The sequence below is a fragment of the Maribacter cobaltidurans genome, from assembly GCF_002269385.1.
GTDB classification, from domain to species: Bacteria; Bacteroidota; Bacteroidia; order Flavobacteriales; family Flavobacteriaceae; genus Maribacter; species Maribacter cobaltidurans.
The window spans coordinates 834,935-854,486 of the sequence record NZ_CP022957.1; the positions used below are offsets into that span (position 1 = coordinate 834,935).

The 19,552-nt window shown below is 40.1% G+C and carries 16 protein-coding genes; 7 read left to right on the forward strand and 9 right to left on the reverse strand.

All coding sequences use genetic code 11. From position 1 onward, the window contains the following. The first annotated feature begins 41 nt into the window (after nt 1–41). Nucleotides 42–782: a 23S rRNA (guanosine(2251)-2'-O)-methyltransferase RlmB gene (gene rlmB, locus CJ263_RS03670; RefSeq protein WP_094996020.1), complete on the forward strand. Its 741-nt coding sequence runs from the start codon at nt 42–44 to the stop codon at nt 780–782. Here the strand turns inward: rlmB and CJ263_RS03675 are convergent. After that, nucleotides 779–1,531, reverse strand: coding sequence for a rhomboid family intramembrane serine protease (locus CJ263_RS03675; protein ID WP_094996021.1), 753 nt, complete (start codon nt 1,529–1,531; stop codon nt 779–781). The genes rlmB and CJ263_RS03675 overlap by 4 nt on opposite strands. Nucleotides 1,532–1,667: 136 nt before the next feature. Here CJ263_RS03675 and CJ263_RS03680 point away from each other — a divergent pair, with 136 nt between their 5' ends. Further along, the gene (locus tag CJ263_RS03680) at nt 1,668–2,945 is read left to right on the forward strand and encodes a replication-associated recombination protein A (protein WP_094996022.1); all 1,278 of its coding nucleotides are present in this window, start codon (nt 1,668–1,670) and stop codon (nt 2,943–2,945) included. Here the strand turns inward: CJ263_RS03680 and CJ263_RS03685 are convergent. The 8 genes from CJ263_RS03685 to CJ263_RS03720 form a co-directional block, all read right to left on the reverse strand. Then, on the reverse strand, nt 2,942–3,832 hold the full coding sequence (locus CJ263_RS03685; protein WP_158657072.1) for a hypothetical protein: 891 nt from the start codon (nt 3,830–3,832) through the stop codon (nt 2,942–2,944). The two genes, CJ263_RS03680 and CJ263_RS03685, sit on opposite strands and share 4 nt — an antisense overlap. Before the next feature lie 58 nt (nt 3,833–3,890). Beyond that, complete coding sequence (locus tag CJ263_RS03690) at nt 3,891–5,324, reverse strand: DUF5723 family protein (protein ID WP_094996024.1); 1,434 nt, start codon at nt 5,322–5,324, stop codon at nt 3,891–3,893. Continuing rightward, nucleotides 5,321–5,866, reverse strand: a complete 546-nt coding sequence (locus tag CJ263_RS03695; RefSeq protein ID WP_094996025.1) for a hypothetical protein — start codon at nt 5,864–5,866, stop codon at nt 5,321–5,323. Before CJ263_RS03695 ends, CJ263_RS03690 begins: the two co-directional genes overlap by 4 nt. Before the next feature lie 55 nt (nt 5,867–5,921). Continuing rightward, nucleotides 5,922–6,611 carry a YjjG family noncanonical pyrimidine nucleotidase gene (locus CJ263_RS03700; RefSeq protein ID WP_094996026.1) on the reverse strand — a complete coding sequence of 230 codons (690 nt, stop codon included), beginning with the start codon at nt 6,609–6,611 and terminating at the stop codon, nt 5,922–5,924. Continuing rightward, nucleotides 6,604–7,851 carry a polysaccharide deacetylase family protein gene (locus CJ263_RS03705; RefSeq protein WP_229702333.1) on the reverse strand — a complete coding sequence of 416 codons (1,248 nt, stop codon included), beginning with the start codon at nt 7,849–7,851 and terminating at the stop codon, nt 6,604–6,606. The genes CJ263_RS03700 and CJ263_RS03705 overlap by 8 nt, the downstream gene beginning before the upstream one ends. 48 nt (nt 7,852–7,899) lie before the next feature. After that, nucleotides 7,900–8,598 (reverse strand): RadC family protein, encoded by a 699-nt coding sequence (radC, locus tag CJ263_RS03710; RefSeq protein ID WP_094996028.1) that lies wholly within the window; start codon nt 8,596–8,598, stop codon nt 7,900–7,902. 70 nt (nt 8,599–8,668) lie between these two features. Then, nucleotides 8,669–8,857, reverse strand: a complete 189-nt coding sequence (locus tag CJ263_RS03715; RefSeq protein ID WP_094996029.1) for a hypothetical protein — start codon at nt 8,855–8,857, stop codon at nt 8,669–8,671. A gap of 68 nt (nt 8,858–8,925) precedes the next feature. Further along, on the reverse strand, nt 8,926–10,284 hold the full coding sequence (locus CJ263_RS03720) for a UDP-N-acetylmuramate--L-alanine ligase (protein WP_094996030.1): 1,359 nt from the start codon (nt 10,282–10,284) through the stop codon (nt 8,926–8,928). A 100-nt stretch (nt 10,285–10,384) separates the two neighbouring features. Here CJ263_RS03720 and CJ263_RS03725 point away from each other — a divergent pair, with 100 nt between their 5' ends. From CJ263_RS03725 to CJ263_RS03745, 5 genes are all read left to right on the forward strand, one after another. After that, entirely contained in the window at nt 10,385–10,702 is a 318-nt protein-coding gene (locus tag CJ263_RS03725; RefSeq protein ID WP_094996031.1) for a cupin domain-containing protein, read from the forward strand. Nucleotides 10,703–10,715: 13 nt separating this feature from the next. After that, entirely contained in the window at nt 10,716–11,501 is a 786-nt protein-coding gene (locus CJ263_RS03730; RefSeq protein ID WP_094996032.1) for an SDR family oxidoreductase, read from the forward strand. A 91-nt stretch (nt 11,502–11,592) separates the two neighbouring features. Beyond that, entirely contained in the window at nt 11,593–17,694 is a 6,102-nt protein-coding gene (locus CJ263_RS03735; RefSeq protein WP_094996033.1) for an alpha-2-macroglobulin family protein, read from the forward strand. A 112-nt stretch (nt 17,695–17,806) separates the two neighbouring features. Continuing rightward, entirely contained in the window at nt 17,807–18,535 is a 729-nt protein-coding gene (locus tag CJ263_RS03740; RefSeq protein WP_094996034.1) for a carboxypeptidase-like regulatory domain-containing protein, read from the forward strand. After that, the gene (locus CJ263_RS03745) at nt 18,535–19,551 is read left to right on the forward strand and encodes a transglutaminase domain-containing protein (protein WP_094996035.1); all 1,017 of its coding nucleotides are present in this window, start codon (nt 18,535–18,537) and stop codon (nt 19,549–19,551) included. The genes CJ263_RS03740 and CJ263_RS03745 overlap by 1 nt, the downstream gene beginning before the upstream one ends. The last annotated feature ends 1 nt before the right edge of the window (nt 19,552 follow it).

Consider the following 19,552-nt stretch of genomic DNA (forward strand, 5'->3'; position numbering starts at 1 on the left):
TTTCAATTTCATGAAGCACCTAATTTGTATACATTTGTCGCATGGAAAAAACTACCCAAATCTATGGCATAAGGGCCATTATAGAAGCCATAAATTCTAACGAGGAAATAGATAAGGTCTTTCTTCAAAAAGGACTTAAGGGCGACTTAATGAGACAGCTGGAAAGCCTTCTTAGAAAGAATGAAATTAATGCGGTATACGTCCCGATAGAAAAACTTAACCGACTCACCAAAAACAACCATCAAGGTGCTGTCGCCAACATATCACCCATTACATTCTATACTATTGAGGAATTGGTAGATAAAGCATCTGAAAAATCCACTCCTCCCCTATTTTTACTGTTGGACCAACTTTCGGACGTTCGTAATTTTGGTGCGATTATCAGAACAGCAGAATGCACGGGCGTAGATGGTATCATCATACAAAAAAAAGGGGCCGCCCCGGTAACCGCAGATACTATTAAGACATCTGCTGGAGCCGCCTTTAAAGTTCCTATTGCGAAAGTGGACCACATTAAGGACGCTATCTTCTATTTACAAGCTTCGGGGATAAAAATCGTATCGGCCACAGAGAAAACCAATGACTCCATTTACGATATTTCCCTCAAGGAACCCATCGGTATAGTAATGGGTGCTGAAGATCAAGGTATATCCCCTTCAATCCTTAAAGCTTCCGATTATTGTGCCAAACTACCTTTATTGGGGGAAATTGAATCGCTTAATGTGTCAGTGGCCTGTGCTGTTTTCTTATATGAGGCCGTTCGCCAACGAATTCTGGCTTAATCAGCATCCGTGGAGTTTTCACCCTTATTCTTCTTGTAGTGATACTTGATAGAAATAACCTCTTCTTTCTCCATATCTTCCGTTTCAACAGATTCTATAAAGTTTCCATCGGCATCAAAATGTTTTAGGAATGGATCTTCATCCTCGTTAAAATCGTCCCGCTCCCAATCATATTTTTTCGGTTTTGGAACTTTGGCTTCAAAAATCAGGGCAAATATCAATCCGGTGAGAAATCCGCCCAAATGTCCTTCCCATGAAATACCGTCCTTGACCGGGAATATATACCATAACAAACTTCCGTAGATAAACACAACTATCAAGGAAAGGGCAACCAAGCGAAAATGTTTTGTAAAAATCCCCTTAAAAAATATAAAACTAGCCAAAAGATAAATAAGACCACTCGCACCGATATGAAATGAAGGCCTGCCAATTCCCCATGTAATCAATCCTGACAGAAGCAAACCCAAAAGGATGACTTTAACGGCGATACTTCTATAGAAATAGAAAAGTGCCGCCAACAATATTGCCAACGGTATAGTATTGTTATAAAGATGTTCCAGGGAACCATGAATAAAGGGACTTAAAATGACTCCCTTAAGTCCTGACAAAGTTCTAGGATAAATACCAAACTCGTTGAAATTGGTTTTATTCAATAATTCCAACCAAAAGGTAGACCAAATAGCCAATACTCCGAACAGTGGAGCCAGCAGTACGGCATTGGAAAACTTAAAATGATCTGAATCTGACATAATAGTGAAATAGCAACTAGTTAGCCAAAAATAAGAATCGGTTAAATTGTCATTCTACCAAAAGTAATTGTTAAATCCAATTTTTTATTGAAATGCCTCTAAATGTATTTCGGCAACTTTATCCTATTTTTATAATATGAACGAACCTCTAGCGGAGCGAGTACGCCCACAAAGTCTTGAAGATTATATTAGTCAAAACCATCTAGTAGGTGAAAGCGGTTCATTGACGAACCAAATCAAAAAAGGAATAATACCTTCATTAATTCTTTGGGGGCCACCAGGTACCGGAAAAACTACCTTGGCCAATATAATTGCAAAGGAAAGCGAACGACCCTTTTATGTGCTTAGTGCCATTAACAGTGGGGTCAGGGATATAAGGGAAGTCATTGACAAAGCAAAGCAGTCAGGAGGATTGTTCACCGCAAAAAACCCTATTTTATTTATAGACGAGATTCATCGTTTTAGCAAGTCTCAACAAGACTCACTTCTTGCTGCCGTTGAAAAGGGGTGGGTCACCTTGATAGGCGCAACCACCGAAAACCCGAGCTTTGAGGTGATTCCTGCGTTATTATCCAGATGTCAGGTTTATGTTTTAAATCCTTTCGGAAAAGAGGATTTGGAACTTCTTTTAAAACGGGCCATGAACAACGATCCTGTTTTAAAAAAGAAAAAAATAAAGCTCCAGGAAACAGAGGCCCTACTTAGATTATCTGGCGGTGATGGCAGAAAACTTCTGAACGTATTCGAACTTGTCGTTAATTCAGAACCTACGGACGAGATTACAATAACGGACGACTTGGTCTTGTCCAAAGCCCAGAAAAACACCGTTTTGTACGACAAGACCGGCGAACAGCATTATGATATAATTTCGGCATTTATAAAATCCATACGTGGTAGTGATCCAAACGGAGCGGTATACTGGCTGGCACGAATGATCGAGGGTGGTGAAGACGTAAAATTCATTGCCAGAAGAATGTTGATTTCCGCTTCTGAAGATATCGGACTTGCAAACCCTACGGCCTTGGTCATAGCAAATACAACTTTCCAAGCCGTAACCACTATAGGCTATCCGGAAGCACGCATCATCCTAAGCCAGTGTGCCGTTTATTTGGCCACATCACCTAAAAGTAACGCAAGTTATATGGCCATAGGCAAGGCTCAGCAAGCAGTGCGACAAACAGGAAATCTTTCTGTCCCTTTACATTTAAGAAATGCCCCCACCAAACTCATGAAGGATCTAGGTTATGGTGAAGACTATAAATACGCACACGATTATGAAAACAATTTCGTAAACGAAGAATTTCTGCCGGATGAAATCTCTGGCACTGCATTTTACAAGCCCGGAAAGAACCAAAGGGAAAATACTCTAAGCGAATTTTTAAAAAGGCGTTGGAAGGACAAGTATGATTTTTAGAACTTAATGTTCAACTCCTCTTGGACCAAACTACCATTCTCATAATATTCAAAAATCCATTCGCCCTCTTTTTCGTAGACCATGCCGCTCTTGCCATCGGCTTGCGCCATATACACATTGTCATTGGAGCTTTTGAATAGTTTCATCCTAACTTTTGGAGTATTGTCCACTAATTGATAGCCATTGGATATTTCCTGGGCATACCATATTTCAGCATTCGTTTTGACATTATTGTCTTTTTTTGAACCTACATCCGAAGTTACGGGTTCCATGCTTTTATAGGATTGATTTTCCGTTGTAGCCTCTTGGATTACCATGGGGTTTTCATTCTTAGGGGATTTACGTTCCACCTTATCTGTGTTGATTCCCTTTGGCTCCAATTTTTCGGATATTTGCTTGTCCTTCAAGCTTTTTACATCATTCTTGAAATTTAGGGTCAATGGCTCTTTTACTTCCTTCTTACCAGAATATGCATATTGGAAAGCGTTAAAACTTTCCATGGCCTCCCTAATGGATTCGTGGTAGGCGCCCTTGTACTCCTTTACTTTACTCTTACCCTGCTGGGTCACAAAAACCTCCGCCCCACCACAGTCTTTCAGAACCACTGAAATTTTAGTAGTAAACATGGAAGAATCTTCATTTAAGGAAGCCCAAAGGCCAAGACATTTATCTGACATAAGGTCCGGTGGTAGTTCATCATCATATACCGCATTGAATCCATTTTCCGAAAACAGATACTTTACCAAGGTACTGGTCTGGTATTGATTGACTTTCTTAAAGTCCTCAAAGCGCTTTGGCACTACGATATACTTATAATCGTTCAGATTTGCCTGTGCGCATATCATATTACTCAATGAAATCGTTAGGACTACTATTAAGGTTCTCAAAATTGTGGGTATTAAATTTATCAAGGTTAATGAAAAAAGTATGCCAAAATGTTTGGTGTTACTTTCTCCCCCAAGATATAATATTTAATCCTAACTGGAAAGATGCATAATTACTGGCCGCGATATTCCTATACGATAGCAGGTTGTCTGCCATGGCATACAAGTTTACCGGGCCTGCCTGAAGGTTAAGTCCAAAGCCAACATTGGTATAACTGAATTTGTCCGCTGTGTATGTAGCTTTAAGTGCTAGAATATTTCCTAATCTTCGCATATAAAATGCCGTCACCGCGGCTTGGGGTCCACGGGGTCTATTGATCAAAAAAAGGTGTGCTCCTACGGAATTCCGGTAGGAAACCCTAGGTTGACGGCCACTGGAAGCATCTATTGTACAATCACAATCTTCCGATGAACCTGTAGGTTTACCAAAATCATATCGAAGTGAGGCATTTACCTTGGTAGGCCTGAAGGTTATATAGGCTAAATTGGTCTCTTCAAAAGGTATGAGTTCCTCAATTTCATCCACCAAATCCTGCCAATAATCACGGTTCAGATTGGACAATTCGCGCAATACGTTGATTTGAATACCTTCTGAACTCGCATTTCCCACGAGACTATAATTTTTCGTATCGCCACTGTGATACATAAATCCTAAATCCAACACACTGGCCGTAAATAAGGTTTGTTCGTTAAACCTGTAGGAAAAGCCCAAATCCAGTCCTAGACCCAAATCACCTCCAAAAAGGGCTCTTTTGATCAACGTGTTTGATAGGGTACCGTTATCCGAAGCATCGTCCAATTGACCAAAACCAGAAGTCCGCAATTCCAAATCGGCATTTAAGGTGGTGTTGAGAATATTATTCTGTCCTTCGGTGTTTACCAAGTATCCGCTATTTCTGGTAGAATTATAATCAACCATACCAGAATAAATTTTTCCCCTAGCACCAACGGTCAAGTTTTTGTCTACCTTTTTATTGATGCCCAAATGATACACGGTCACTAAAGAGCCGCGTGTTTTTAAATCTCTTAAACTGAATCTTCTACCCAATTGATCGGCATTGCCATCAAAAATCAGTTGAACATAATCCCTAGGCCAATAGGTAATATTATCAAACTCCAAATAGGCACCGCCGCTAAAGAACAAATTGGGATTACCACTTCTAAACCCGATGTTAAGAAGCTCCATTTGCACATTCCCACTAAATTCGTCCCTCGGGCGAAGCGCATAGACCATTCTATCCCTGACCTTGTCGTTAATATCCAGCCCATCTTCGGCAAAAATATCGTTTACGGAAACACCATTGGAACCAACATACCCCGAAATACCCGATATCATTGGGATACCTGAATACCACTTAAAATCGCTTTCCACTCCAGGATTCAACATCAAGGATTGGGGAATTTCATTAAAATCGTACAATATCTGTTTGTTCTGCGCCCCAAGAAGGTTGCATACCAACAGTATAAAAAATGAAATTGATTTAAACCGATTCATTTTACCCGGACCATGAATTTTGCGCTTGAACTAAGTACAATGGCCGGATCGGGCAGACTGGATGTACTGGTATTGTCCCCAAGGTTTCTGGCGCTTAACCTGATTTGGGTAGTATTCCGTAAAATATCAAGGCTTTTATCGGCTCCCCCGTAGGCGACTACCCGTGTTAGAAGTGCTGTTGGAGCAGCATCCATTTGGAAAAACTCACTATCCAAAACATCTCCGTTTTCGTTGAGGAATTCTATTGAAATCTGGATATCCTTGCTTGTGGTATTTTCCAGTTCATAAGTTATGGAACCCTCAAGTACCCTTTCGGCAAAAACCTCCTCCTCAAAGGCATCAAAATTAAAATCCTGTGAGAAGAAACTTATTCCACTTACCCTATTGATAATGGATTCCTGTGTTTTTACATAAAAAATACTAGTCTCAAAAGTGGGAGTAATCGTAAGATCGTTATATTGGCTAAAGTCCTGCTTTTCCGAACAGGACAAGCAAACCAACGCCATCACAAAGCAGAGAAATAGGTTTCTTACCAAGATCATTTTCCAGAGAATAATTTCAGGGCCTAAAATAGGGGCCCGTCCTAAAGATATAACTCTATAAATAGGTTTTTATTTCCTTCAATTCCCTTATGATAGGAGCGTGATCATGTTCGGGATCTCCATGGGCATTAAAGTGGAGGGTATGGAGTCCAACGAATTTGGCTCCTAGAATATCTGCTTCCAAGCTGTCCCCAATCATTAGCGATTTCTGGGGATGAACCTTGGCCTTTTCCAGGGCCAACTCAAAAATTATAGGATTAGGTTTCTTTACACCGGCCATTTCAGAGTCTACAATGTGCTCAAAATAATGATGTATGCCGGAATTCCTTAGTTTCTTTTCCTGAATTTCCTGAAATCCATTGGTAATGATATGAAGTCTGTACCTAGGTCGAAGATAATCCAGTATCGTTATCGCATCCGGAAATAGATGATTATAAGAGGATAAATGATTGATATATTCGTTGGATAAACTATGGATAACTTCATCGGAAATATTCCGCCCCAACTGATCAAAAACTGTTTTTAAACGCTGATACCTAAGTTCCGACTTTGTTATCCTTTCCTCCCTGTATAATTTCCAAAAAGCGAGATTGGTAGGGACATAAACCTCTAAAAAGGTTTGTAGGGAAATATCAATGTGATGTTCCACCAGTATTTTTTCAAAAGTGAGTGACGAATTTTTTTCAAAGTCCCATAACGTGTGGTCCAAATCAAAAAATATATCGGTGACCAAGTTTTTAAACATTGTATTTACTGATTAACCTATAGTACACTTCCTTCCAATCGAATTTATGTTCGGAACCTAATAATTCATTGGAAAATACGGAGATAAAGGTTCCCTTGACCAACTTTACTTCATTGTAAATGGCATCCATTCTTTTTTCCAGTTCCACCTTCTTGTCAATTTCCCTTAGAGCATAATCATGCATAACAAAGGGGAACACCTTAATGGGTTGTTGCACCTCTAGAGGGATATCATAAAACTGGAATGGCGTACAGGTTCCTGCCCTAAAACCTATCTGATGGCTATAGCCCATGGTAAAATCATCTGAAAATTCTGCGTCAATAAGATTTCTGTAGGTTTCCGGAACATCGACCCGATTATAGCGCATTCTGGAAAAGTTTACCGGCCTGTTGATCACGTCCTCAAGATTTTGTTTCTCTTCTTTCAATAGTTCCACATTATTAAAGGAACTATAGGATGCGGCCAAGGCCACTTTGGAATAATCACCTATGTATTTAATTAGGGATTTAAAGTTATTGCTATTTGTAGATACGTTCTTGTCGTATTTTGAATAGTTGGCAAACTGAAAAAAGAAAATACTCTTTATGTTGAGTTTTTTGTGCCATTCGATCAAGGTGGCGAAATTATCGTAAGGATCTTTTTTGATGTTTAACCCCACCGCTATTCGTTCCACCAATCTTCTAATCCTGAAAGTTCCCAAATCCAATAAAAAGCCTGCTGTTCCCCTAATAAATCCCCTATTGGCATAGCAATGGGAAGTAGTCACGTCAATCAACGACATGAATCTATATTTTCTGGGTCCCTGAACCAAGGTTGGGAATCGCTCCTTGAGCAGAACGAACAATTTCATAGCCCATATATCCACCACAGGTCGCTCTAGGAACTTATACTCGTAGGCCAAACTTCCCTTTGCCGGAAAGCGTCCATGGGCATCCTTTACATGAGGTAGATATTCCTCATATCTACTGATCAAATAAAAGGATGCAGCAAAAATATCGAAGGGCACATTGCTTCTTTCCCCTGCAAAGAAAAAACAGGGCACATTGTCCCAGCTTTGGACGTTTATTTCAATATCGTTGACCCCTTGTTCAAAAAGGAGTTCATGGCTACGTACAAAAAATTCATTCTGTAACGGCTGTTTGGTATACGTTATCTTTTCTTCCTTATGCTTAATGAAATCTTCGACCTTGGTGGTGAAGCCAATTTCTATACCCAGAATCTTGGTGAATACCTGCTTCATGGTGTACGTTAGGCGAGGCGTAATTTTATGGGTATAGATCAATAACATTTACAATAACTGATTATCGGCAAAGCTAAAATATTCCTTTTGCGTTATGATGAGATGGTCCAGTACACGAATGTCCAAAGACCCAGATGCATTTTTTACTTTTTGGGTAATCTCCTTATCCGCATTGCTCGGTTTTAAAGTGCCGGAGGGGTGGTTATGTGCCAAAATAATGGCCACCGCTCCCAATTCCAAGGCCTGTTTCATTATCAATCTTACATCTACCAAAGTTCCGGTTATACCGCCCTTGCTTAACTGTGCCTTATGCAAAATCTTATTGGAATTGTTCAGGTACAAAATCCAAAACTCCTCATGTTCCAACTCGCCCATAATAGGCTGTAAAACCTCATAGGCATCCTGACTGCTTCCTATTTTCTCTATTTTTTGGGCATCCTCTCCCCTTCTGCGCCTACCTATTTCCATGGCCGCCGCAATACTAATGGCCTTTGCCTCTCCAATGCCCTTGAACTTCATCAATTGCTGAATACTAAGTTTCCCCAATTCATTCAGGTTATTATCTACAGAGGCCAAAATTCTCTTTGAAAGTTCCACGGCACTTTCGTTCCTACTTCCCGAACCAATTAGAATAGCGATCAACTCGGCATTGGACAAGGCCGTACGCCCTTTGTTCAGGAGCTTTTCCCTGGGCTTGTCATCATCTGACCAGTTTTTGATCGATAAGGAAATAGGCTTTTCTTCCATTCCCCAAATATACAGAACTAATTATTTCAACATTCGGTTATTGGCATTAGGGTTCAATCCATTTATCCATCTAATCCTCTTCCTCCGTTTGGTCCTGGCGTTTCTCTATTTTAAATCGGGTGTCATGGATAGTCCTATCCTCTTGATTAATAACATTGGATATGCCCAACATAAAAGCTGCCAAAAAGGTGTACAGCAATTTGGCCAAAGTCACTCTGTACTTCCTAAAGGTTTTTGGCCAAATTGAATTTCTCTGCATTATAGCCGTAAGTCAATAGGTGTACCAAATTGAATCCTACTGCCAAAACGGCATTAATTACTTGTCTTTCAATGTTCTATAATCCCTTTAACTTCTCTAAATTCCAAACCGCCATAATTACCGGAACTCATAAGAAGCAGTGTGGTGTTGGAATATTCTTTGTTCTTAATAAAGGAATGAAAGGGTTCTGCCTTTTTGAATATTCGTAAATCGGTCCTACCAAAAGCTTCGGAAACTTGCTCAGGTGTAACTTCCTTTAATTTTTTTATCGCTACGGATTCAGGCAAAAAGAAAATCACCGCTTCGTCCGCTGCATCCAATGCTCCTTTATATTCCTTTAGGAATTCTGGATTGAAGCTACTATACGTATGAAGTTCCAAACAGGCCACCAGTTTTCTATCCGGATACTGTTCCTTCACCGCATTAGCCGTTGCCTTAACTTTGCTCGGACTATGGGCAAAATCCTTAAAGGCGATACTATTGGGACCCTCGGCGATTTTCTCCAGGCGTTTTGAAGCTCCTTTAAAAGATGCGATAGCTTCATAAAAGTCATCCTCATCCACACCCATATTCTGGCAGATCCATTTTGCACCTGCAAGATTGCTCAAGTTATGTTTGCCAAAAACGGCTATGGGCATGGGACCCTCAGGTGTGGAAAGAAGGGTTTCCCCATCAATAACCTCATAATCAGGGGTATGATAAGGCAACTTCCGAATGGAATTTTCCGAAGATTCCACCACTTCCCTAACCTCAGCATCCTCCTCGTTATAGGTAATGCTTCCACCCTTGACGATACTATCAACAAAAATCTTGAACTGTTCCACGTAATTCTCGAAGGTGGGAAAGACATTGATGTGGTCCCAGGCAATGCCACTGAGCAAAGCGATGTTGGGTTTATACAAATGAAATTTGGGTCTCCTGTCTATTGGGGAAGATAGATATTCATCGCCTTCCAAAACGATAAAATCGTTCTCCTTGGTTAAATGCACCATTCTGTCGAAACCTTCCAATTGTGCCCCTACCATATAATCTACCCCTATTTCATGATAGTTGAGCACATGTAAAATCATTGAGGTAATTGTTGTTTTACCATGACTACCCCCTATTACCACCCGGGTCTTGTCCTTGGATTGCTCATAAAGGAATTCGGGGTAGGAATAAATGGTCAAACCAAGTTCCTGTGCCTTTAAAAGCTCAGGATTATCGGCCTTGGCATGCATTCCTAGAACTATGGCATCCAATCCTTCATGTATTTTTTCATGAAACCACCCAAATTCTTCAGGCAACAAATTTTGCGCCTCTAGTCTTGATTTAGAAGGCTCAAAAATGACATCGTCGCTACCAGTGACCTGATCACCTTTATGATGCAATGCCAACGCGAGGTTATGCATAGCACTTCCACCTATGGCAATAAAATGTATTTTCATTCTACCAAATTATGGGGTAAAGATACATATTGACCTTTGCAGCACAAATGATTTTAGACACAGTAATATTCTTTTTAACTTAGAACAATAATCATTGAATATGAACTTAAACCTTGATAAAATAGATTCCGTTGAAATAATGCCTGGTTATCATGGTAAACTGATCCATGCAGAAACTATGAGTATTGCTTATTGGAACGTAGATAAGAATGCAGCGGTCCCCGAACATTCGCATATGCACGAACAAGTTATGCACGTTCTGGATGGTGATTTCGAATTTACCCTTGATGGGGAAACAAAAACCTATCATCCCGGAGACATTGTTGTTATAGCACCATTCAAAAAACACAGTGGCAAAGCCTTAACCCCATGTAGATTAATGGACGTGTTCAGTCCTGTCAGGGAAGAATACAAATAGAATCAATAGACATATGAACATATCCCTAAAAGGAAAAAAAGCATTGATTGGTGGCAGTAGTGGCGGTATAGGAAAAGCTATAGCGTTACAGCTGGCAGAAAGTGGGGCCAGCGTTACCCTAATGTCCAGAAGCGAAGATAAATTAAAGAACATCATATCCGGTTTACCCACAGACCAAGGTCAGGAACATCAATATCTAAAAGTTGATTTTAATGATTTTAAAAGTTACCAAAAAATAATTGAAGGGTATTTCCAACAAAACCAGGTCGATATTCTGGTGAACAATACCCAAGGACCCAGTGCCGGGAGCGCTCTTGAAAAAAAGGTTACCGACTATCAAAAAGCTTTCGACTTATTATTCAAAACAGTTGTTTTCACCACGGAATTGGCTTTGGAAGCTATGATGAAAAATAATTGGGGGCGTATCATCAATGTCGCCTCCGTATCGGTGAAGGAACCACTTTCCTATTTGGCACTTTCCAATAGTATTCGCGCTGCGGTAGTAACTTGGGCAAAGTCTTTGGCCACAGATGTTGGAAAGCATAAAATTACTGTAAACAATATTCTGACGGGGTATTTTGATACCGACCGAATTGCACAGCTAAATGCAAAAAAAGCAGAACAAATGGGAATCCCCCAAGATGCGGTTCGAAAGGAAATGGAAATGAAAGTTCCCCTACAACGTATTGGCGACCCAAAGGAATATGGCTATTTGGCAACCTTCTTGGCCTCGGAGAAAGCTTCTTTCATCACAGGTACCAATATTCCTATTGATGGCGGATTGCTTAAAAGTCTGTAACGCCCTTTCCCTTGTTCAAAAGACCCTTTCACTAATTTGCACTTTAGGTTGGTACGTCTTTTGTTGACATTTGTTATGTAAATTTATAACGATGAAAACATTGATAGCTACTTTGACTCTCGTCCTTTTTTCACAATTGCTTCCTTCCCAAGAATCTAGCGATTCCTATACGGAACTTTGGGCAAAAGTACATAAGTTAGAAAAGGACGCCTTGACCAAATCCGCATTGGAAATGGTCCAAAATATTTCGGCAAAGGCCAAAAAGGAACAAAATTCCAGCCAGATTATAAAGTCACTTCTTTTTACTTCCAAATATGCATTGATATTGGAAGAAAATGCTCAACTGAAGGTCGTCAACGACTTAAAAAATGAAATTTCCAATGCAAACTTTCCAGTCTCCAACATTCTGGAAAGTTATCTTGCCAATTTGTATTGGCAGTATTTTCAACAGAATCGCTATCAATTTTACAACAGGACCGCTACCGAAGTAAAAGTAGATACGGTTGATTTTAGAACTTGGGACTTGACGACGCTTTTCAATGAAATAAGCATCCATTTTGAAAAATCGCTCCAAAATCCCGAAGACCTTCAAAAAGAAAAGCTAAAGGATTTTAAGGAGATAATCGATTCACAGGAGGATTCGGAGACTTATCGGCCAACATTGTTCGATTTATTGGCACATGCCGCTTTACAGTTTTATAAGACCGATGAAAATAGCATCACCAGACCTGCAGATAAATTTGAGATAGACAATCCGGAATTTCTTTGCGAGGCTTATTCATTTACGCAACTCTCCATCCCAGATTCCGACGAAACCTCTTTGCAGGCAAAAGCCTTGAAGCTTTATCAGCGATTAGTAGCTTTTCATTTTTCGAATCCAAACTTGGAACCTTTGGTAACGGTGGATATAGAACGGTTAAATTATACCTATTCAAAAGCTGTTTTCCCAGATAAGGATGCAATTCTTTTGAGTGTACTTACAGAATCCGCGGAAAACCTGAAACATCATGAGACGTCTGCACTTTACCGCTACGAAATAGCATCGCTATTAAAGACCCAAGGAGATGTGTATGTAGTAGAAAAAAATGAAGAAAATAGATGGAAACTAAAGGAGGCCATCAGCATTTGTGATGCCGTTTATGCAAATTTTCCAAACAGTCTAGGTACCGAAAAATGTGCCGTTTTAAAATCGCGAATACTAGCCCCCAACCTTGGTACCAGGGCAGAGCGGAATATTCCAATAAAACAAGCTTCCCGGTTATTGATTACCTACAAGAATCATGATGCATTAAAACTCGCAGCATACAGGATAAATCAAGAGCAACTGGAGGATTTACAAGACCTGTATCCCATACAAAAGCAACTGGGGTATATTGAAGGATTGAAACTTGAGACGAGCTGGACCGCAAAGCTTAAAAATGAAGGTGATTATCAACAACACAGCATGGAAATCCCTATGCCCCAACTTCCCAATGGCCAATACATAGTTTTAGGTATGCCGGCATCGGAAGAAAATGAGGACGCTACTGATAAAAGTTTTGCCTTTAGCCCAATACAAGTAACAAACTTGGCACTTTTGGAAACCAGAGCGCCCGACCAGCATATTTTTCAAGTGGTAGATAGAAATACGGGCAAACCCATATCTGGGGCTAAAATCACCCTTTACTACCAACGGAATTATCGTGGCACTGAGCTCTCCAAAAATTTTGTGACGGATAAAATGGGTTTTGCACAGCTAGATTTAGACAGAAATTCAATTTCTGTTAACAAAATTAAGATTGATACAGCTGATGAAACTGCATTTTTTGGCAATACCCATATCAATCAAAAACAGCAGAAGGATAAACGGCCAAGGATTTCCTATAAAACCTTTCTGTTCAAGGACAGAGGCATCTACCGACCGGGCCAACCGCTTTATTTTAAGGGAATTCTTATCGAGAACGATGGTGGACTTTCAAAAGTGGTATCTGGTGAATCGGTAACGGTAGGTCTTTATGATGTAAACGGACAGAAAGTTTCTGAAATGGATGTGGAGACCAATGAATTTGGTTCCTTCACTGGAGAATTTATCTTACCAAGCTCCGGACTTACCGGCCAACATTATCTTGAAGTTTACGGTGTATCCGGTTTGGTGGACGAAGATTTTTATTTCTCGGTGGAAGAATACAAAAGGCCAAAGTTTGAAACTTCCTTTAAGCCCGTAACAGAAACGTTTAAAGTAAACGACAGTATAACTGTAAAAGGTACGGCCATGGCTTTGGCTGGAAGTACTATTTCCGGGGCCAAGGTATCGTACAGGGTACAACGCAATGTAAACTACCCGCCTTGGTTCTATTGGAGAAGATCTTATTTTTATGGGGAACCACAGGAAATTGCGCATGGAGAAGTAATTACAAATGATAATGGGGAGTACGAGATAGTTTTCAAAGCCATTCCTGACCTATCCGCCAACAAGGAAAATCTTCCAATTTTTAATTACACAGTAACCGCTGACGTTACCGATATTAACGGAGAAACTCGGAGTACATCTACGAATGTAAACGTAGGCTACCATGCTATGACTGCCAGTATTGTTGTCGATTCGCAACTGGACAAGTCCGAGAAAGACCAAACAGTTAGCATAAGCACACAAAACCTAAACGGGCAGCAGGTTTTTTCAAAAGGCGTTTTAAAGGTTTACAAGTTAAAATCCCCCGACTACGTTATGCGTGATAGACCTTGGCCTGCTCCCGACTATCAATATTGGTCAAAGCAAGATTTCAAGGCACTTTATCCTCATGATTCATATAAATCGGAACATGACCCCAATACCTGGGAAAAGGGAGAATTGGTTTTTGAGACCGACTTTGATACTGAAAAAAGTACTGAAATAACATTAAAGAACATCAGAAAATGGGAATCCGGCCAATATCTTTTTGAACTGGAGGCTGAAGATAGCTTTGGACAAAAGGTTCAGGCAAAATCCAGAACCAATGTCTATAGTGAAAACGAAAAAAAATTAGCGGACAACCAACTATTTGATGTACAGACAGATAAAAACTCTTATGAAATTGGAGACGTAGCAGAAATTACGTTTTACAGCAACGCCGAAGAAATTTTCGTAACGGTCAACGTTGAAAAAAACAAGGAAATAATCCAGACGGAAATAATACAACTGAACGAAGGTTGCAAATCCATCAGTATTCCGGTATCTAAAGATGATGAGGGTGGATTTGTGGTGCATTACAGCTATTCCGTTTACAATTCTTTTCAGTCAGGAAATGTGACCATTTCCGTTCCATATCCAACTACCGATTTGGAAATAGAAACCTTAACCTTCAGGAATAAACTCCAACCTGGAACCGAAGAAACCTGGAGTTTTAAAATTAAAGGACCAAAAGGAGAAAAGGTTACTGCGGAATTACTGGCGAACATGTATGACGCCTCCTTAGATCAATTTGCAACTAATTCCTGGTATTTTAACCCCATGGAAAGGCCTTATTATTATTCCTCCATATACACAAATGCCAATCAAAGTTTTGGGAACGTTAATTTTAGGAATTACAATGCCTATAAATTTAGTTCTGCGATAGCTAGCCCAAGTTTTGACCGGTTGGAGTGGTTTGGGTTAAGTTTTAACTCCAACATAAGAATAAGGGGGTATGCAAGCGGGCCTCAAGTTTCCAGAATGATGAGAAAATCCGGTGCTGAAACAGAAATAGTTGCGGAAGAGATGGAAATGGACGCGGCTTTTGGAAATCAACTTCAAGGACAGGTGGCAGGCGTAAGCATTCCATTTGCACCGAAAGAAGAAGTCGCAGTCAGAGATGAAAACGTTGATTTTAGTGCGGTACAAATCCGAAAGAACCTTCAGGAAACAGCCTTCTTCCTCCCTAAGTTATTGACCGATTCCGATGGAAATGTTTCTTTTACTTTTAACACACCGGAGGCACTCACACGTTGGAACGTGCAGTTATTGGCACATACCAAAGATTTAAAAAAAGTAACCAATAGCTTATCCACGGTTACCCAAAAAGAATTGATGGTGTTGCCAAACCCTCCTAGATTTTTGCGCGAAGGTGATGTTGTCACCATTAGTTCTAAAATTTCCAATCTATCGGATAAAAGTCTGGAAGGTTTTGGACAATTGGAACTTAAAGATGCGCTCACAGGAAAAGCTATCGACTCCCTTCTGGAAAATACCATGAAGACGCAGCAATTCTCTGTTATAACGAATGGGAACACACAGCTCTCTTGGAGCATCCGTATACCTAAAGGTTTACAGGCCGTACAGTACAAAATTGTGGCGAAAGCAGGAGATTTCAGTGATGGCGAACAAAATGTTTTACCGGTGCTTACCAATCGGATGTTGGTAACGGAAACCCTTCCAATGTGGGTACGGAGCAATCAAAAAAAGACATTTACATTGGAAAAACTGAGGGATAATACTTCTACGACCCTTAGCAATCACAAACTTACTTTGGAAATCACCTCCAACCCCGCATGGTACGCGGTACAAGCCCTGCCGTATTTGATGGAGTATCCATATGAGTGCAATGAGCAGACCTTTTCGCGATTTTATGCCAATTCCTTGGCAAGTCATATCGCCAATTCCAATCCAAGAATCCGAGAAGTGTTTAATCTATGGGCAAATTCTGATGCACTACTTAGTAATTTGGAGAAAAATGAGGAACTGAAATCACTTTTAATCCAAGAAACCCCATGGCTTAGGGACGCACAATCTGAAACAGAGCAGAAGAAACGTATTGCACTATTGTTCGACATGAACAAAATGCAAAACGAAAAGCAAATTGCTTTGCGAAAATTGGAAAGTAATCAAATGCCTTCGGGTGCTTGGCCCTGGTTTAAAGGCGGCAGGGAGAATCGATATATTACACAACATATAATATCTGGCTTGGCCCATTTACAAAAACTTACTTCAAGTACGATAGGAAACCCAGAATCAAAAGCGGAGCGGGATGAAAATATAGAACTGGAGCAAATTGTCAAAAGAGGGATAAGTTATTTGGATGACGAATTTATAGCGGAGTATGAGCGCATGAAAAAGTACTCGGACGATTTGTCAAAAGATCACCTAACTCCTATGCAGATCCAATATTTATACATGCGTAGCTTTTTCAAGGATATAAAAACGTCGAAAAAAGTTGATGATATCACGGATTATTATTTAGGCCAAGCAGTGAAGTATTGGACGAAGAAAAATCTGTATTCCAAAGGCATGTTGGCCTTGATAGCCCATCGTTCTGGGGACGAGGTAACAGCAAAAAAAATACTTCGTGCCTTAAAAGAGAACAGTGTTAATTCAGAAGAGCTAGGCATATACTGGAAGGAAAACAAAAGTTCTTGGTATTGGTATCAGGCCCCTATTGAAACCCATTCCTTACTGATTGAAGCTTTTTCGGAAATTGAAAAGGATACTACCACCGTTGACGACCTAAAAATCTGGTTGCTTAAAAATAAGCAGACCAACCAATGGAAAACCACTAAGGCTACAACTGAGGCCATATATGCCCTTTTACTCCAAGGTAGTGATTGGGTATCCGTAACGGATGCCGTTGATGTTCTGATAGGAGGGGAAAAAGTAAATCCATCGAATTTGGAGCATGTAAAAGTTGAGGCCGGTACAGGTTACTATAAAACCACTTGGGACGGTAATGAGATCAGTCCTAAAATGTCCGAGATTCAACTCAACAAAAAAGGAGATGGTATTGCGTGGGGAGCACTTTACTGGCAATATTTTGAGGATTTGGATAAAATAACCTTTGCAGAGACTCCACTTCAATTAAAAAAGAAGCTCTTTTTAAAGAAGAATACCGATACGGGAGAGAGAATCAGTGAAATAACCGCCCAAACGGATTTAAAAGTTGGTGACTTGGTACGGATTCGTATCGAACTAAAATCCGATAGAGACATGGAATTCATTCATATGAAAGACATGCGAGCCGCGGGTTTTGAACCCGTCAATGTCCTGTCCCAATACAAATGGCAAGATGGTTTGGGTTATTATGAAAGCACCAAGGATGCTAGCACTAATTTCTTTTTCGATTACTTGCCTAAAGGCGTTTATGTTTTCGAATATGATGTTAGGGTAAACAATGCAGGAGATTTTAGCAATGGCATTACTACGATTCAAAGTATGTACGCTCCTGAATTTAGCAGTCATAGTGAAGGTATACGTGTACAGGTAGATTAATTAAATACAGTATTGGAAAGTTCCCTCATTCAAATAGCCCTTTCCCTAAAACTGCATTTTTAAAGCAATCAAACTAACATAGTTTAGAGGTAATCATTAAAACCACTGAATTATGAAAAAAGCATTTAGAATTTCCGTAAACCAGCCTTGTTCAGAAAATTTCATTAATTTTAAAAAGACTGAATTAGGTGGTCATTGTAACCGTTGTCAGAAAGAAGTCATTGATTTTACCCAATTTTCAGATTTGGACATAGCAAGGCACTTTACAAATGATAATGGAAAAACATGTGGACGTTTTAGGACTTCACAACTTAAGAATTATGAATTTGATTCCGTAAATAACATGAACACAAATCTATTCTCCAGAACTTTAGGCATTGCCAGCTTTTCACTTTTGGCTTTATGTACAACAGCTCCTATACTTGCACAAGATATTGCCCAAGCAAATCCTGTGATGGAAATAACCATATCCAAAGAATTAAAAAGTGATTCCGTTGCCAAAGTGGATAGCTATACAGTTACCGGCACCGTATTGGACGAAAGCAATTTACCGATACCGGGGGTCAACGTCGTTCTAAAGGGAACCTCTGAAGGCACTTCGACCGATTATGATGGGAAATTTGAGTTTCCAAGAAAATTGGAAGTTAACGATATATTGGTATTCAGTTATATTGGTTACGACACCAAAGAATACAAGGTAAAAGAAAGTACAAGCGAAACCATAGATATCACCATTGTTTTTGACGCTACCGATATTGAGCTCATGGGCGATGTTGTCGTGGGCGGTGCCTATAAATCGAAAAGAAACATCTTCCAGAAATTCATCGCACTCTTTAAGTAATGCGATTAACCTTATTCTTTCTTTTTCTTTCTTGTGCCATCAGTTCAGGACAAATTACGGATGTAAAAAAGTTCGATTTTACCAAGGCGGATAGCATCGCATTAGCACACAAAGGAAAAAGTTTAGGAAACTTACCGGTATTGACCCACGAGTTGACGGCAGACCTAACTACCGATGTAGAAAAGTTCAGGGCCATTTTCACGTGGGTCTGCACCAATATTGAAAACGATTACCAGTCTTACCTAAGGACCCGAAAAGAAAGAAATAAAATCCGGAAGGATAGGGAGGGTTTTTTACAGTGGAACAATCGCTTTACACCCAAGGTATTTGAAAAATTGGTTTCAGAAAGGAAAACCGCTTGCACCGGTTATGCTTATCTTATTAACGAGATGGCCAATCTGGCAGGGTTTCAAAGCAAAATTATAAACGGATATGGCAGGACCCCTACCCTACTTTTGGATTTGGACGATCCGCCCAACCATTCCTGGAACGCGATTAAATTGGACGGCCAATGGTATTTGTGCGATGCTACCTGGTCCGCAGGAAAAGTTATGCTGGATGATGTTGGACCAAGATTTGAACCGGATTACAACGATGTTTATTTTCTGCCCGATCCCAATCTGTTCATAAAAAATCATTATCCGTTGGAAAAGGAGCTTTCACTTTTAGAAGAAGTTCCAACTTTGAATGAATTTATGGAAGGTCCAGTATTATATGTGGAAGCCTTTTCCTATGGTGTTATCCCTACCGTACCCCAAAAGATGCGTTTGGAAGCCATTCGTAAAGAAAACATTGGATTCGAATTGGAGGTCCCAGGCAATTTTGAAGTTGAAAACCTTAGGTTGACATTGAACAATGGAGGTCGGGATTTTGAGGTTCAGCCTAAAATTACTACACTGGCAGCCAAAAAGGTACTCCTGGAATATGCATTCGAGAGAACAGGTCTATTTGATACGCATATTAAGGTAGGTGATAACATTATTGCGACTTATGTGATTCGGGTCAGAAGGAAATGAA

Coding starts and splice junctions, on each gene's coding strand:
- CJ263_RS03690 (WP_094996024.1), bottom strand. CDS start 5,324: ATGAATCGGTTTAAATCAATTTCATTTTTTATACTGTTGGTATGCAAC.
- CJ263_RS03675 (WP_094996021.1), bottom strand. CDS start 1,531: ATGTCAGATTCAGATCATTTTAAGTTTTCCAATGCCGTACTGCTGGCT.
- CJ263_RS03740 (WP_094996034.1), top strand. CDS start 17,807: ATGAAAAAAGCATTTAGAATTTCCGTAAACCAGCCTTGTTCAGAAAAT.
- CJ263_RS03730 (WP_094996032.1), top strand. CDS start 10,716: ATGAACATATCCCTAAAAGGAAAAAAAGCATTGATTGGTGGCAGTAGT.
- CJ263_RS03700 (WP_094996026.1), bottom strand. CDS start 6,611: ATGTTTAAAAACTTGGTCACCGATATATTTTTTGATTTGGACCACACG.
- CJ263_RS03715 (WP_094996029.1), bottom strand. CDS start 8,857: ATGCAGAGAAATTCAATTTGGCCAAAAACCTTTAGGAAGTACAGAGTG.
- CJ263_RS03725 (WP_094996031.1), top strand. CDS start 10,385: ATGAACTTAAACCTTGATAAAATAGATTCCGTTGAAATAATGCCTGGT.
- rlmB (WP_094996020.1), top strand. CDS start 42: ATGGAAAAAACTACCCAAATCTATGGCATAAGGGCCATTATAGAAGCC.
- CJ263_RS03735 (WP_094996033.1), top strand. CDS start 11,593: ATGAAAACATTGATAGCTACTTTGACTCTCGTCCTTTTTTCACAATTG.
- CJ263_RS03745 (WP_094996035.1), top strand. CDS start 18,535: ATGCGATTAACCTTATTCTTTCTTTTTCTTTCTTGTGCCATCAGTTCA.
- CJ263_RS03705 (WP_229702333.1), bottom strand. CDS start 7,851: ATGAAGCAGGTATTCACCAAGATTCTGGGTATAGAAATTGGCTTCACC.
- CJ263_RS03680 (WP_094996022.1), top strand. CDS start 1,668: ATGAACGAACCTCTAGCGGAGCGAGTACGCCCACAAAGTCTTGAAGAT.
- CJ263_RS03695 (WP_094996025.1), bottom strand. CDS start 5,866: ATGATCTTGGTAAGAAACCTATTTCTCTGCTTTGTGATGGCGTTGGTT.
- radC (WP_094996028.1), bottom strand. CDS start 8,598: ATGGAAGAAAAGCCTATTTCCTTATCGATCAAAAACTGGTCAGATGAT.
- CJ263_RS03720 (WP_094996030.1), bottom strand. CDS start 10,284: ATGAAAATACATTTTATTGCCATAGGTGGAAGTGCTATGCATAACCTC.